The following is a 14,648-nucleotide window of genomic DNA, read 5'->3' as shown; positions in this document are numbered from 1 at the left end:
GCCTCCGCAGACCGCTGGACGATCCCGGGCGTCTCGTCACCGTCTTCGGAAGGAACCCCGTGAGCGACCAGTACCCACCGCAGGACCCCTACGGCAAGCGACCCGGCGACGGGCGGTCCGACGGGCAGTCGCCGTACGGGCAGGCCCCGGGCGGGCAGTCGCCGTACGGGCAGGCCTCGGGCGGGCAGTCGCCGTACGGGCAGGCCTCGGGCGGGCAGTCGCCGTACGGACAGCAGCCGTACGGGCAGCCCTCGGGTGGGCAGTCGCCGTACGGGCAGCAGCCGTACGGGCAGCAGCCGTACGGATCTGGCCAGTACGGGCAGCAGCCGGCGCAGCAGCAGCCCTACGGGCAGCAGCCGGTGACGCAGGGTGAGCCGCCGCTCTGGGCGCCCTGGTACGGCATCCCGTTCCCCAAGGCCTTCACGCGGTTCTGGAAGAAGTACGTGCGCTTCGACGGCCGCGCCAGCCGGAGCGAGTTCTGGTTCTGGGCACTCTGGTGGGCGATCGGCAACATCGTCACGGGCACGATCGACACGGCCATCGGCGGGAGTGACTCCAACGTGGTCGGTGGCCTCTGGGCGCTCGCGACGCTCGTCGGCTTCATCGCGCTGACGGTGCGACGCCTGCACGACGTCAACATGTCGGGCCTGCTCGCCCTGCTGTTCATCATCCCGCCGGTGGGCGCCGTCTTCGCGCTCGTCATCGGGCTCCTGCCGTCCGTGCCCGCCGGCACACGGTTCGACGAGCCGCACCGCGGCTGACCACTTCCGATCATCGACACCCTGGGGGGACCTCGTGACCGATCACCATCCCGTGCCGGACGCCGGCGGACAGCCCGGCAGCCAGCAGCCGTACGGGAAGCAGCCGTACGGCGAGCACCAGTACGGACAGCCGCAGTACGGACAGCCGCAGTACGGACAGCAGACGCCGGGTGCAGCGGCTCCCGTCGGGCCGGACGGGCAGCCGCCGCTCTGGGCGCCCTGGTACGGCATCTCACTGCCGAAGGCCGTCGGCCGCTTCTTCCGGAAGTACGCGACCTTCAGCGGCCGCGCGAGCCGCAGCGAGTTCTGGTGGTGGACGCTCGTCACCGCCGTCGTCTCCACGGTGCTCACCGGCGGTGGATTCCTGCTCGCCGCCGCCCTCGCGTCGACCCGGACGGTCCAGACGGACTACGGCACCTACGAGGTGCAGAACCCGGCACCGCCGATCGCCTTCGTGTTCCTCATCGCCGGCCTGCTGTGGGCGCTCGCGACGCTCGTGCCGTCCCTCGCGCTCGGCTGGCGTCGGCTGCACGACGCGAACCTGTCGGGTGCACTGTGGATCATCGCGCTCTTCGTCGGGATCGTCGGCATCGTCTTCGGCGTCCTGCCCTCGAACCCCGATGGCGCACGGTTCGACCGACCCGGGGACCGCTGAGCGCCTGCCGGTCGCGTCACGACGGCGCCCTCCATCCACGAACAGGGCGCCGTCGTCGTGTCGGCGGCTGGCCGCGCGCGGCCAGCCCGTCTTGGCCGCCTTGCTGACGCGGTCGAGCGGGTCTTCCGGAAGTACGTCCGGTTCGACGGGCGTGCGAGTCGCAGCGAGTTCTGGTGGTGGTCCCTCGCCCAGACGATCGTCATCGGCGTGCTCTACGTCCTCATCGGCATCGGGGGGAGCGACGTCGGACCTCCGGACAGACCCGGTCACGGGGACGACCTCCGGGACGCCGAACGCGCTCTACTGGATCGCCGCGGTGCTCCTGGGCCTCTACTCGCTCGCGACGATCATCCCGAACCTGGCGGTCACCTGGCGTCGGCTCCACGACGCGAACCTCGCGGGGCCCTTCTTCTTCCTGTCGGTCATCCCGTTCTTCGGCGGGATCATCCTGATCGTGCTGACGATCCTGCCGTCGAAGCCGGAGGGGCAGCGGTTCGACCGCCCCGAGCGCGGCTGACGTCCACCACACGACGGAGCCCTCCTGCCCGATCGGGCAGGAGGGCTCCGTCGTGTGCTGAGCGGGTCAGACGACCCGGACCCGCGCGAGCGATCCGTCGACGACCAGGTCGCGGATCGTCGTCGCCGGGTCGGCGATCTCGAACCGGAGTGCGCCGCCCGGCTGGTCGAACCACGGACGCACGAAGCGGACGGTGACGAGGAACGGGCGCTCGACCACGTAGCGGTGCACCTCGGGGGGAGACCGTGGCGTGCGGCGGCAGGGACCGGGCGTGGAGCGGGGTCTCGATCGGGTGCAGCAAGTACCCGTCCGGGCCGCCGATGCGGTCCACCGGCACGCCGGCCGGGATCTGGATCGTCAGACCGGCGTCACCGGTCGCCGCGACCTGCTGCGCCAGCTGCGGGTAGGTCGACGCCGACCGGTCACGCATCTGGTCGAGGTCGGACCGGCGGATGTCCCGCGCGTCCGGGAACGGGCGGTTCAGGAACCGGCGGAGCATCTCGACCGCGTCGTCCTCACCACGTGCGGTGGCGAGCCGTCGTGCGGTGCCGTAGTCGACGACCTCGATGGCGAACGAGTCGGCGTCCGCGGGGACGATCCGCAGCGCACCCTCCACCGGCGGCTCGTGCAGGGTCTCCCCGGGGGAGCTGCACGTACCGGACCGTGTAGCCGAGCTGATCGAGGATGGGCCGAGTGTCCGCGAACGTCATGAGCGGGAGCCTAGCGCGCCCGCCCATGACGTTCCTGGCGGAGTCGATCCGCTAGCCACGGCCGCGCATCACGGCCTGCTTGACTTCGGAGATCGCCTTCGTCACCTGGATCCCGCGGGGGGCAGGCGTCGGTGCAGTTGAAGGTCGTCCGGCAGCGCCAGACGCCCTCCTTGTCGTTGAGGATGTCGAGGCGCACGTCGGCCGCGTCGTCCCGCGAGTCGAAGATGAAGCGGTGTGCGTTCACGATCGCGGCGGGCCCGAAGTACTGCCCGTCGGTCCAGAACACCGGGCACGAGGACGTGCAGGCGGCGCAGAGGATGCACTTCGTCGTGTCGTCGAACCGTGCGCGGTCGGCGACGGACTGGATGCGCTCCTTGCCCTTCTCCGGTGCGGACTTCGGCTGCAGGAACGGCTGGACCTCGCGGAAGGACGTGAAGAAGGGCTCCATGTCCACGATGAGGTCCTTCTCGAGCGGCAGACCCTTGATCGCCTCGACGTAGATCGGCTTCGAGATGTCGAGGTCCTTGATCAGGGTCTTGCACGCCAGACGGTTGCGCCCGTTGATCCGCATCGCGTCCGAGCCGCAGACGCCGTGCGCGCAGGAGCGTCGGAACGTCAGCGACCCGTCCTGCTCCCACTTGATCTTGTGCAGCGCGTCGAGGATGCGGTCGGTCGGCAGCATCATGACGTCGAAGTCCTGCCAGCGCGGCTCGTCGTCCACGTCCGGGTCGAAGCGGCGGACGATCACCGTCACGGAGAACGATCCGGGAGGCGCGTCCTGCACGGTGTCGGTGCGGGGTGCGTCGGAGACCAGGGTGTCGGTCATCTCAGTACTTCCTCTCCATCGGCTCGTAGCGCGTCATGACGACGGGCTTCCAGTCGAGCGTGATGTGGTCGTCGGCGAGTGACGAGTGCGGATCGCCCGTCAGGTACGCCATGGTGTGCTGCATGTAGTTCTCGTCGTCGCGCTTCGGGTAGTCGTCGCGCATGTGCCCGCCGCGGGACTCCTTGCGGTTCCGGGCGGAGTACACGACGACCTCGGCCAGGTCGAGCAGGAAGCCGAGCTCGACGGCCTCGAGCAGGTCGGTGTTGAAGCGCTTGCCCTTGTCCTGCACGGACACCTGCATGAACCGGTTGCGGAGCGTGTGGATCGTCTCGGTGACCCGTGCGAGCGACTCGTCGGTCCGGAACACCTGCGCGTTCTTGTCCATCTCCTCCTGCAGCTCCTTGCGGAGCACGGAGACGCGTTCCGTCCCGGTGGAGGCCCGGAGCTGCTCGAGCATGCCGCGCACGTTCGCCGCGGGGTCCTCGGGCAGCGGCAGGAACTCGGCGGTCTGCACGTACTCGGCGGCGTTGTTGCCCGAGCGCTTGCCGAACACGTTGATGTCGAGCAGCGAGTTCGTGCCGAGACGGTTCGACCCGTGCACCGAGACGCAGGCGCACTCGCCCGCGGCGTAGAGGCCCGGGACGACCGTGGTGTTGTCGGCGAGGACCTCGGCCTTGACGTTCGTCGGGATGCCGCCCATCGCGTAGTGCGCCGTCGGCATCACCGGCACGGGTTCGACGACCGGGTCGACGCCCAGGTAGGTCCGGGCGAACTCGGTGATGTCCGGCAGCTTCGTCTCGAGCACCTCGGCACCCAGGTGGGTGCAGTCGAGCAGCACGTAGTCCTTGTTCGGGCCGGCGCCGCGCCCCTCGGCGACCTCCTGCACCATGCACCGGGCGACGATGTCACGCGGCGCGAGGTCCTTGATCGTCGGGGCGTACCGCTCCATGAACCGCTCGCCGGAGGCGTTGCGAAGGATCGCGCCCTCGCCGCGGGCGCCCTCGGTGAGCAGGATGCCGAGCCCGGCCAGCCCGGTCGGGTGGAACTGGAAGAACTCCATGTCCTCGAGCGGCAGGCCGGTGCGCCACACGATGCCGACGCCGTCGCCGGTCAGCGTGTGCGCGTTCGACGTGGTCTTGAACATCTTGCCGAAGCCGCCGGTCGCGAAGATCATCGCCTTCGCGTGGAACACGTGCAGCTCGCCCGTCGAGAGCTCGAAGGCGACGACGCCGGCGGGCTGCTTGCGCGTGACCCCGTCGTCCCCGACGACGTCGACCATGATGAGGTCGAGCGCGTAGAACTCGTTGTGGAACTCGACACCGAGCTTCACGCAGTTCTGGAAGAGCGTCTGCAGGATCATGTGGCCCGTGCGGTCGGCCGCGTAGCAGGCGCGGCGCACCGGTGCCTTGCCGTGGTCACGCGTGTGACCGCCGAAGCGGCGCTGGTCGATCTTGCCCTCGGGCGTGCGGTTGAACGGCAGACCCATGTTCTCGAGGTCGATGACCGCGTCGATCGCCTCCTTCGCCAGGATCTCGGCAGCGTCCTGGTCCACCAGGTAGTCGCCGCCCTTGATCGTGTCGAAGGTGTGCCACTCCCACGAGTCCTCTTCGACGTTCGCGAGCGCTGCCGCCATGCCGCCCTGCGCCGCGCCCGTGTGGGAGCGCGTCGGGTAGAGCTTCGAGATGACCGCGGTCTTCGCCTTCGGCCCGGCCTCGATGGCGGCTCGCATGCCGGCGCCTCCCGCGCCGATGATGACGATGTCGTACTGGTGGTGGTGGACGGTGATGTCGGTCACAGGGGTCTTTCGATCAGGAGGTGGAGCGTGCGGGACGTCGTGCGCGAGGCGTCGCTACTGCGCGGGGCAGAACGACGGCAGGTCCGCGGCGGCGGCGCCGGCGGGGCACGGGTCGAAGGTCCAGCACACGAGCGTGCCGAGGACGATCAGGAGCACGCAGGCGAGGAGCACCGCGCCGAGCAGGGTCTTGCGGACGCCGGGCTTGGCCACGTAGTCGTTGATGATCGTCCGCATGCCGTTCGACCCGTGGACGAGCGCGAGCCAGAGCATCGCGGTGTCCCAGACCCGCCAGAACGGGCTCGCCCACTTGCCGGCGACGAAGGCGAAGTCGATCTGCTTGACGCCCTCGCCGGCGACCATGTTGACGAAGAGGTGACCGAAGATGAGCACGACGAGCAGCACGCCCGACGCGCGCATGTAGATCCAGCCCCACTTCTCCCAGTTGGTGGTGCGGCGGGCAGCGTCGGCGCTGCGGGGCGGAGCGATGGTCTCGGTGGTCATGACGGAGCCCTCAGTTGAAGTCGGCGACGAGGTTCATGAGCTGGCGCGGCAGGAAGCCCGCGATCGCCACGGCCCAGAGCACGAGGACGACCCAGAACATGGCCCGCTGGTACTTCGGACCCTTCGACCAGAAGTCGATGAGGATGATCCGCAGCCCGTTGAACGCGTGGAACACGATGGCGCCGACGAGGGCGATCTCGCCGAGGTTCATCAGCGGTGTCTTGTACGTGCCGATCACGGCGTTGTACGCCTCGGGGGGAGAGCCGGACCAGTGCCGTGTCGAGGATGTGCACGAGCAGGAAGAAGTAGATCGCGACGCCGGTGATCCGGTGCAGGACCCAGGACCACATCCCGATGCTCCCGCGGTACAGCGTTCCCTGCGGGACACGCGTCCGAGGTGCGTCGATCGACGTACCGTCGATGGTCACCTGCGGTACGGCTGTCGCCGTCCCGCCTGCGGTCTGCTCGGCCATGAGCTCGCCTTCCCGTAGGGCCGGCGCACCGATCGGCGCGCCGTTGCCGTCGTGTTCGTGTGGAACACCTCCATCCTACGTCCGAGCACCGACCTTCTCGTTCCACCCCGTCCGGGCGGTGCGCGTGGGGGGCCGGGGGGAGCGCCGATCGTGCGGGCCGTCTCGTGGTGCGCGAGCAGTTCGTCGCCGACCGCCTCCCACGTGGTGCCCTCGACGCGGAGGCGGCCGGCGCACCCCATCCGCTCGGCCAGCGTCCGGTCGGCGTGGAGCCGGGCGACCGCGGCGCGCAGGGCCAGCGGGGCATCCGGGTCGTAGAGCTCGCCGTCGAGTCCCGGGGCGACGAGGTCGAGCGGTCCGCCGGAGGCCGGGGCGACGACCGGCAGGCCGGCCGCGTGGGCCTCCTGCAGTGTCTGCCCGAACGTCTCCGCCGCACCCGTGTGCACGAAGACGTCGAGCATCGCGTAGGCGTCGGCCAGGTCGGCACCGCGCAGCGGTCCGGTGAACGTCACGTCCAGGTGACGGAGTCGACGCTCGAGGAACGGCCGGGAGGGTCCCCCCTCCTGCGACCACGACCCGGATGCCCGGCATGCCGCCGAGTTCGGCGAGCCGCTCGACCTCCTTCTCCGGTGCCAGCCGTCCCACGTAGCCCACGATGGTCTCGCCGCGCGGCGCGATGCGGCGGCGCATCGCGCGGACGTGGGCAGACGTCCGGCGAGCGGGGTGGAACAGCGCCGTGTCGACGCCCCGGCCCCATCGGGCGACCCGCGGCACGCCCTCCTCGGCGAGCATCGCCGCGGTCGCGGAGGACGGCGCGAGCGTCAGCGAGGCGCCGGCGTGGATCCGCCCGAGGACCCGGCGGACCAGCGGGGCGGCCGCGGAGAGGCCGTTGCGGCGGGCGAACCCGGCCACGTCGGTCTGGAAGACGGCGACGGAGGGGATGCCGAGCCTCCCGGCCGCCGTGATCGCGCGGCCCCCCCAGCAGGAAGGGGCTGGCTGCGTGGAGCACGTCGGCGCCGGAGGCGGCGAGGATGGTGTCGAGGACCGGGTGCGGGAGTGCGACGGGGAACTGCCGGTACGCGACCGCGGGGATGCGGTGGACGTCGAACCCGAGGTGCCGCTCCTGTTCCGACCGTGACCGCCAGGCAGCGGGACCCGGGGTGTCCGGGGCGATGACCACCGCTCGGTGGCCGCGTCGGCGGAGGTGTTCGAGCACCGCGAGGACGCTCGTGGTGACGCCGTTGAGGGTGGGCAGGAAGCTCTCGGTCACGACGGCCACGGTCCGGGGGGGACTCGGTGCCTCGCTCCACGCTGCGTGCGTTCATGGCACGGCCCATGTTCCGGGCGGCGCGTGGACGAGCGGGGGGGTGCGACGTGAACGCGGCGCACGCGAGGGGTGAACAGACCGTGCGTCGTCCAGGGCAGCCGTCCACGACACGTCCAGGTCGCACGCAGCTGCTTCCCCGGGCCGCCGGTACGGTGGGCGCGTGACGGACGCACTCGACGACTTCTACGCGATCATCCCGGCCGGCGGCATCGGCTCCCGCCTGTGGCCGCTCTCGCGCGCCGACGCCCCCCAAGTTCCTGCACGACCTGACCGGTTCCGGTTCCTCGCTGCTGCGACAGACCTGGGACCGCCTGGCGCCGCTCGCGGGACCGGACCGGATCATGGTCGTCACCGGGCGGGCACACCGTGCCGCCGTCGAGTCCCAGCTCCCCGGCGTCCCGGACCACAACGTCGTGCTCGAGAGCGAACCGAAGGACTCCACCGCAGCGATCGGCCTCGCCGCGGCGATCCTGCACCGTCGTGAGCCGGACGTCGTGATCGGCTCCTTCGCCGCCGACCACGTCATCGGTGACGCCCGCGGGTTCCGCCGGTCCGTGCGCGAGGCCGTCGCGGCCGCCCGGGCCGGGTACATCACCACGATCGGCATCACGCCCTCCGAGCCCGCGATCGGCTTCGGGTACATCCACGCCGCCGACGACGCCCTCGGCGCCGACGGTGCACCGACCGCACACGCCGTCCGGTCCTTCGTCGAGAAGCCCGACCTCGGGACCGCGGAGGCGTACCTGCGGAACGGCTCGTACCTGTGGAACGCCGGCATGTTCATCGCCCGCGCCGACGTGCTGCTCGCCGAGATCGGACGCACCGAGCCGGAGCTGCTGGCGGGCATCGAGGAACTCGCGGCCGCCTGGGACACCCCGGCCCGCGGTGTCGTCGTCGACCGGATCTGGCCGGGGCTGAAGAAGATCGCGATCGACTACACCGTCGCGGAGCCCGCAGCCGCCGCAGGGCGGATGGCGGTCGTGCCGGGCGACTTCGACTGGGACGACGTGGGCGACTTCGCCTCGCTCGCCAAGCTCCAGTCGGGCGGGCGGAAGAACAACCTCGCGGTGCTCGGCGACAACGCCCGCATCCTGGCCGACTCCGCGAGCGGCATCGTCGTGTCGCAGAGCAACCGGCTCATCTCGCTGATCGGCGTCGAGGACATCGTCGTCGTCGACACACCGGACGCGTTGCTCGTGACCACGAGTGCGAACGCGCAGCGGGTCAAGGGCGTGGTGGACGCGCTGAAGATCAGCGGGCGGGACGACGTGCTCTGACGAGCGGCTCGGCGGAAGCGACGGGAGCCCGCGCGATCTTCCAGGCCGCAGCCCGTCTGTAGCGCTCCATCACGAAACCCCTCGAACTGGGGCCACGACCCACGCGCAGCGTTTCCGGCGCGTTACAGCGCGGTCGCGATCACGTAACCGATGCGGGAGGGCGTCCAGAGGGGTCCTGCACCGCCCGGCCGGTCGTGTACTGTCCTCACGATCGCCCGGTGCGCAGTGACTCCGGGCCGACTCCCGATCTCCCCCGGAGGAACCCCCCCCGTGTCATCTCGTTCCCGTCGCATCGCCATGAGCGGCCTCGCGCTCGTCGGCACCGTCGCCGTGCTCGCCGGCTGTGCGTCCGCCCCGTCCGAGTCCACCTCGTCCAAGAAGTCCGACTTCCTGCCCTGCATGGTGTCCGACGCCGGTGGGTTCGACGACAAGTCGTTCAACCAGCTCGGCTACGAGGGCATGATGTCGGCCGCTGACGACCTCGGCGCCCAGACCAAGAAGGCCGAGTCCAAGGACGCGACCGTCTACGACTCGAACATCCAGCAGCTCGTCAGCCAGAACTGCAACCTCGTCATCACGGTCGGGTTCAACCTCGCCGCCTCGACGAAGAAGCAGGCCGCGGCGAACCCGGACACCGACTTCGCGATCATCGACGACAACTCGATCGACGCCGAGAACGTCAAGCCGATCACCTTCGACACCTCGCAGGCGGCCTTCCTGGCCGGCTACGCGGCCGCGTCCTACTCGAAGTCCGGCGTCGTCGGCACCTTCGGTGGCATGCAGATCCCGACCGTCACCATCTTCATGGACGGCTTCGCGGACGGCGTCGAGTACTACAACGAGCAGAAGAAGAAGGACGTCAAGGTCGTCGGCTGGGACGTCGCGAGCCAGAAGGGCTCCTTCACCGGTGGCTTCGAGGCCGGCACCCAGGCGAAGTCGGTCGCGCAGTCGCTGCTCGACCAGGACGCCGACGTGATCCTGCCGGTCGGTGGCCCGATCTACCAGAGCGCCGCCGAGGCCATCAAGGACGCCGACAACGGCTCCGTCCTGATCGGCGCGGACAGCGACCTCTACGAGGCCGACCCCCCGCTACAAGGACATCGCCTTCACCTCGATCGAGAAGGGCATGAAGCCCGCTGTCAAGGACGTCGTCGAGCAGGCCGCCAAGGGCGACTTCGCGAAGACCCCGTACGTCGGCACGCTCGAGAACGACGGCGTCGGCATCGCGCCGTTCCACGACTACGAGTCCAAGGTCGACTCGGGTCTGCAGGGTGAGCTCGACGAGATCAAGGCCGGCATCATCGACGGTTCGATCAAGGTCGAGACCGAGGCCACCGTCAAGTAGTCCGTCGAACGCGGGCGGGGGGAACACTCCTCCGCCCGCGTTCTCGCGCGCACGGGGACCGTCGCGCACCCGAGACAGAAATAGACTCACCGACATGAAGCTCGAACTCCGCGGCATCACGAAGCGGTTCGGCACCCTGGTCGCCAACGACCACATCTCGATCACCGTCGAACCGGGCGAGGTGCACTGTCTCCTCGGCGAGAACGGTGCGGGCAAGTCGACCCTCATGAACGTCCTCTACGGCATGTACCAGGCCGACGAGGGCGAGATCCTGCTCGACGACGTCGTCCAGCACTTCGACGGGCCGGGCGACGCCATGCGCTCCGGCATCGGCATGGTGCACCAGCACTTCATGCTCGTGCCGGTCTTCACCGTGGCCGAGAACGTCATGCTCGGGCAGGAGGAGACGTCGTTCGGCGGGCGTCTCGACCTCGCCGGCGCCCGGAAGCGCGTGCGGGAGATCTCCGCCCGGTTCGGGTTCGACGTCGATCCCGACGCACGGGTCGGCGACCTGCCGGTCGGTGTGCAGCAGCGCGTCGAGATCATCAAGGCGCTGTCCCGTGACGCCTCGGTCCTGGTGTTCGACGAGCCGACGGCCGTCCTCACCCCGCAGGAGACCGACGAGCTGATGGGCATCATGCGCCAGCTCCGCGAAGCCGGCACCGCCATCGTCTTCATCACGCACAAGCTCCGTGAGGTCCGCGAGGTCGCCGACCGCATCACCGTCATCCGCCTCGGCAAGGTCGTCGGCGAGGCGTCCCCGACGGCGTCGAACAGCGAGCTCGCGGCGCTCATGGTCGGCCGCAGCGTCGAACTCGTCGTGGACAAGGCCCCGGCCGCCCCGGGGGAGGCCGCGCTCGTCGTCGAGGACCTGACGGTCACCGACGCAGACGGCATCGTGCTCGTCGACGACGTGTCCTTCACGGTCCGTCGTGGCGAGGTGCTCGCCATCGCCGGCGTGCAGGGCAACGGGCAGACCGAGCTCACCGAGGCGATCATGGGCCTCGAGCCCGTCCGCTCCGGCCGCATCACGCTCGACGGGCGCGAGGTCACCGGCCGCAGCGTCAAGCAGATCCTCGACGCCGGCGTCGGCTTCGTGCCCGAGGACCGCAAGGAGGACGGGCTGGTCGGGGAGTTCACCATCGCCGAGAACCTCATGCTCGACCGTGCCGACGCCACCGAGTTCGTCCGTGCCGGCACCATCCGCGCCGCCGAGCGGGACACGTTCGCCGACGAGAAGATCGCCGAGTTCGACATCCGCACGCCCGGACGCACCACGGCAGCCGGTCGGCTCTCCGGCGGCAACCAGCAGAAGATCGTCCTCGCCCGCGAACTGAGCCGGCCCCTGCGGCTCTTCGTCGCCGCACAGCCCACGCGCGGCATCGACGTCGGGTCGATCGAGTTCGTGCACAAGCGCATCGTCGAGACCCGCGACAGCGGCGTCCCGGTGATCGTCGTCTCCACCGAGCTCGACGAGGTCGTCGCGCTCGCCGACCGGATCGCCGTGATGTACCGCGGCACGATCGTCGGCATCGTCCCGGCGTCCACACCCCGCGACGTCCTCGGACTCATGATGGCGGGCGAACTGCCCGCAGGAACGGAGCTCGCCGCGTGAGCGACACCACGCCGGAGCACGGCGGCGCCACCCCGCCGTCGGACCGCAGCTCGACCCCCGTCGACGAGACCACGGGCCTCCCGGCCGGGTCCGACGCCACACCGGCGGTCGACGACCGCCTGCAGGAGGTGGCCGGACCGCCGCACCTGATGACCGACTCGGCAGCCGACAGCGAGCGCCGTGAGGGCGGCGACGGACGCTGGAGCGATGCGATGCGCAGCATCGTCAACGGCTCCGTCCTCACCACCGTGCTCGCGGTCGTCCTCGCCCTCGTCGCGAGCGGTGTCCTCATCGCGCTGACCGACAAGGACGTCCAGGCCGCGGCCGGGTACTTCTTCGCCCGACCGACCGACATGCTGCGCGCCGTCGGCACCGCGGTCGGCGGCTCGTACTCGTCGCTGTTCCAGGGTTCCGTCGTCAACTTCGGCGCCCCCCTCGTTCGCGAGCGCGATCACGCCGATCACCCGCTCCGTCGACTACGCGGTGCCGCTCGTCGTCGCCGGCCTCGGCGTCGCCGTGGCCTTCCGCGCGGGCCTGTTCAACATCGGCGGCCAGGGGCAGGTCCTCATCGCCGCCGCGGCAGCTGGCTGGGTCGGGTTCTCGTTCGACCTGCCGGCAGCGGTGCACATCCCGCTGACGATCCTCGCCGGCATCGTCGGCGGCGCGGTCTGGGCCGGGCTCGTCGGCGTCATCAAGGCCCGGACCGGTGCCAACGAGGTCGTCCTGACGATCATGCTGAACTACGTCGCCCTCTACCTGCTCTCCTTCATGCTCCGGACCCCCCGGGCTGCTGCAGGCCGGTGGGAGCCCGAACCCGATCTCCCCGGCGACCAAGGACAGTGCGCTGCTCCCGGCGCTGTTCGGACCGCGCTTCGGCATCAACGTCGGCTTCGTCGTCGCGGTCATCGCGGTCGTCGTCGTCTGGTGGCTGCTCAACAAGTCCTCGCTCGGATTCCGCTTCCGGACCATCGGCGAGAACCCGCGGGCCGCTCGCGTCGCCGGCATGAGCGTGCCGAGCCTGACCATCTGGGTGCTCGTGATCTCCGGTGGACTGATCGGCATCGCCGGCGCCTACCAGGTCGAGGGCGCGGTCACGACCGGGTTCACGTCGGGCATCGACGCCGGCATCGGGTTCGACGCGATCACGGTCGCGCTCCTCGGGCGTTCGAAGCCCTGGGGGACCTTCTGGGCGGCGATCCTGTTCGGCGTGCTGAAGAACGGCGGCTACGCCATGCAGGCCGCCAACGGGATCCCGATCGACATCGTCGACGTCATCCAGGCCCTCATCGTCCTGTTCATCGCGGCCCCGCCGCTCGTGCGCGCGATCTTCCGGATCCCGCAGCCCGGCGCCCGTCGTCGCACCAAGCAGAGCACCAAGCGGAAGGCGGTCGCCGCGTGAGCACCCTCAGCCCCACCGCCGTCCCGGCGTCACCCGTCCCGGACCGCCCCGTCGAGACCACGAGGAGCTGGAAGGCGCCCGTCGCCTTCGTCGTCTTCTCGGTGCTCGCCGCCGTGCTGTTCCTCGGCGTCGGCCGGGGTGGCACGACCACGTTCCGGCTCGCCAACGCCGGCGACTTCGTCCAGCTGCCGGACGTCGGCTTGCCCGCGCTCGCGACCGGCGTCGTCGTCGTCGTGGTCCTGTCGCTCCTCACGGCCGTCTCGTTCGTCCTGGTCGGCCGGTACCGTCCGGTGCCGCTGTGGCTGACGAGCGTGTTCGCCGTCGTGTTCGTCATCGGCTTCCTCACGTGGGCGGCCGCGGACAAGACGGTCCCGCTGCCCGGTCTGCTCGTCGGTGCGATCGGCCTGAGCGTCCCGCTCGTGTTCGGTGCGCTCGGCGGTGTGATCTCCGAGCGGGTCGGTGTCGTCAACATCGCCATCGAGGGGCAGTTCCTCGCCGGTGCCTTCACCTCGGCGCTCATCGCGTCGCTGACCGGGTCCGCGTGGGTCGGTCTCGTCGGCGCCCTCGTCGCCGGTGTGCTCGTGTCGTTCGTCCTCGCGGCGTTCAGCATCAAGTACCTCGTCGACCAGGTCATCGTCGGCGTCGTCATCAACGCGTTCATCTCCGGGCTCACCGGCTTCCTGTACTCGCAGGTGCTGTCGCCGGACGAGGAGCGCCTGAACGTCGGTGTCACCTTCCCGCGCTTCGAGATCCCCGTCCTGCACCAGATCCCGGTGATCGGCCCGGTGCTGTTCGAGCAGACCGTCATCGTGTACCTGGCGTACATCGCGGTCGCCGTCGTGACGTTCGCCCTGTTCAAGACGCGCTGGGGTCTGCGGCTCCGCGCGGTCGGGGAGCACCCGGAAGCGGCGGACACGGTCGGCATCAACGTCACCGGGACGCGGTTCTGGAACGTCTCGATCGCCGGTGCGATCGCCGGCCTGGGTGGTGCGTACTTCACACTCGACGCGGTCGGACCGTTCACGAAGGACATGACGGACGGTGCGGGCTACATCGCCCTGGCCGCCGTCATCTTCGGGCGGTGGGACCCGATCCGGGCCACGCTCGCGGCGCTCCTGTTCGGGTTCGCCTCGAACCTGCAGAACACCCTCGGCGCCATCAACTCGCCGGTGCCGAGCGAGTTCCTGCTCATGCTGCCCTACGTCGTCACGATCTTCGCGGTCGCCGGTCTGGTCGGGCAGTCGCGGGGACCGGCGGCCGCCGGCAAGCCGTACATCAAGAACTAGCCGGGAGGCACGGCACATGACCGACACGAACGCTGCGGGACACGACGGGGTGGGGACCGACCCCGTGACCGGCGAGCCGGCCTGGACGGACCCGGCCACGACCCTCCCGGCCGACCCGGACGCACGGATCGACGGGAGCACGGCGGCGGCCGTCGACGGTGACG

At 70.2% G+C, this 14,648-nt stretch carries 9 protein-coding genes and 7 pseudogenes; 9 read left to right on the top strand and 7 right to left on the bottom strand.

Features of this window, described 5'->3' with window-relative positions:
• Nucleotides 1–59 precede the first annotated feature (59 nt).
• The 4 genes and pseudogenes from DEJ15_RS18700 (at nucleotide 60) to DEJ15_RS13440 (ending at nucleotide 1,933) form a co-directional block, all read left to right on the top strand.
• Nucleotides 60–761 carry a DUF805 domain-containing protein gene (locus DEJ15_RS18700; protein ID WP_309146410.1) on the top strand — a complete coding sequence of 234 codons (702 nt, stop codon included), beginning with the start codon at nucleotides 60–62 and terminating at the stop codon, nucleotides 759–761.
• Between the two features lie 34 nt (nucleotides 762–795).
• On the top strand, nucleotides 796–1,416 hold the full coding sequence (locus tag DEJ15_RS13450; RefSeq protein WP_258365937.1) for a DUF805 domain-containing protein: 621 nt from the start codon (nucleotides 796–798) through the stop codon (nucleotides 1,414–1,416).
• A 57-nt stretch (nucleotides 1,417–1,473) separates the two neighbouring features.
• Nucleotides 1,474–1,599, top strand: a pseudogene (locus DEJ15_RS13445) (hypothetical protein); the annotation flags it as partial.
• Between the two features lie 133 nt (nucleotides 1,600–1,732).
• The gene (locus tag DEJ15_RS13440; RefSeq protein WP_284175132.1) at nucleotides 1,733–1,933 is read left to right on the top strand and encodes a DUF805 domain-containing protein; all 201 of its coding nucleotides are present in this window, start codon (nucleotides 1,733–1,735) and stop codon (nucleotides 1,931–1,933) included.
• 66 nt (nucleotides 1,934–1,999) lie between these two features.
• Here DEJ15_RS13440 and DEJ15_RS13435 read toward each other — a convergent pair whose 3' ends face one another.
• The 7 genes and pseudogenes from DEJ15_RS13435 to DEJ15_RS18695 form a co-directional block, all read right to left on the bottom strand.
• Complete coding sequence (locus tag DEJ15_RS13435; RefSeq protein WP_284175131.1) at nucleotides 2,000–2,164, bottom strand: glycohydrolase toxin TNT-related protein; 165 nt, start codon at nucleotides 2,162–2,164, stop codon at nucleotides 2,000–2,002.
• 530 nt (nucleotides 2,165–2,694) lie between these two features.
• Nucleotides 2,695–3,469: pseudogene (locus DEJ15_RS13430) on the bottom strand (succinate dehydrogenase iron-sulfur subunit).
• A gap of 1 nt (nucleotide 3,470) precedes the next feature.
• On the bottom strand, nucleotides 3,471–5,264 hold the full coding sequence (sdhA, locus tag DEJ15_RS13425) for a succinate dehydrogenase flavoprotein subunit (protein WP_110824559.1): 1,794 nt from the start codon (nucleotides 5,262–5,264) through the stop codon (nucleotides 3,471–3,473).
• Between the two features lie 54 nt (nucleotides 5,265–5,318).
• Entirely contained in the window at nucleotides 5,319–5,765 is a 447-nt protein-coding gene (gene sdhD, locus DEJ15_RS13420; protein WP_110824558.1) for a succinate dehydrogenase, hydrophobic membrane anchor protein, read from the bottom strand.
• 10 nt (nucleotides 5,766–5,775) lie between these two features.
• Nucleotides 5,776–6,115, bottom strand: a pseudogene (sdhC, locus tag DEJ15_RS13415) (succinate dehydrogenase, cytochrome b556 subunit).
• Nucleotides 6,116–6,189: 74 nt separating this feature from the next.
• On the bottom strand, nucleotides 6,190–6,747 hold the full coding sequence (locus DEJ15_RS13410; protein WP_284175130.1) for a glycosyltransferase: 558 nt from the start codon (nucleotides 6,745–6,747) through the stop codon (nucleotides 6,190–6,192).
• 280 nt (nucleotides 6,748–7,027) lie between these two features.
• A pseudogene (locus DEJ15_RS18695) lies at nucleotides 7,028–7,451 on the bottom strand (glycosyltransferase); the annotation flags it as partial.
• A 271-nt stretch (nucleotides 7,452–7,722) separates the two neighbouring features.
• Between DEJ15_RS18695 and DEJ15_RS13400 the strand changes: the two are divergent.
• From DEJ15_RS13400 to DEJ15_RS13380, 5 genes and pseudogenes are all read left to right on the top strand, one after another.
• Nucleotides 7,723–8,839: pseudogene (locus tag DEJ15_RS13400) on the top strand (mannose-1-phosphate guanylyltransferase).
• A 270-nt stretch (nucleotides 8,840–9,109) separates the two neighbouring features.
• Nucleotides 9,110–10,184: pseudogene (locus DEJ15_RS13395) on the top strand (BMP family lipoprotein).
• A gap of 94 nt (nucleotides 10,185–10,278) precedes the next feature.
• Entirely contained in the window at nucleotides 10,279–11,799 is a 1,521-nt protein-coding gene (locus DEJ15_RS13390; RefSeq protein ID WP_110824553.1) for an ABC transporter ATP-binding protein, read from the top strand.
• Between the two features lie 149 nt (nucleotides 11,800–11,948).
• Nucleotides 11,949–13,198 (top strand): annotated as a pseudogene (locus DEJ15_RS19650) (ABC transporter permease).
• Nucleotides 13,195–14,484, top strand: a complete 1,290-nt coding sequence (locus tag DEJ15_RS13380) for an ABC transporter permease (protein WP_110824552.1) — start codon at nucleotides 13,195–13,197, stop codon at nucleotides 14,482–14,484. Before DEJ15_RS19650 ends, DEJ15_RS13380 begins: the two are co-directional and overlap by 4 nt.
• Nucleotides 14,485–14,648 lie beyond the last annotated feature (164 nt).

The organism is Curtobacterium sp. MCJR17_043 (assembly GCF_003224315.2).
Lineage (GTDB): Bacteria > Actinomycetota > Actinomycetes > Actinomycetales > Microbacteriaceae > Curtobacterium.
Note: the sequence above shows the minus strand (reverse complement) of the source record. Positions and strands in the feature narration are given on the sequence as shown.

What these genes read in the sequence shown, in the direction of transcription:
- sdhD (WP_110824558.1), bottom strand. Translation starts at nt 5,765, where the DNA reads ATGACCACCGAGACCATCGCTCCGCCCCGCAGCGCCGACGCTGCCCGC.
- DEJ15_RS13390 (WP_110824553.1), top strand. Translation starts at nt 10,279, where the DNA reads ATGAAGCTCGAACTCCGCGGCATCACGAAGCGGTTCGGCACCCTGGTC.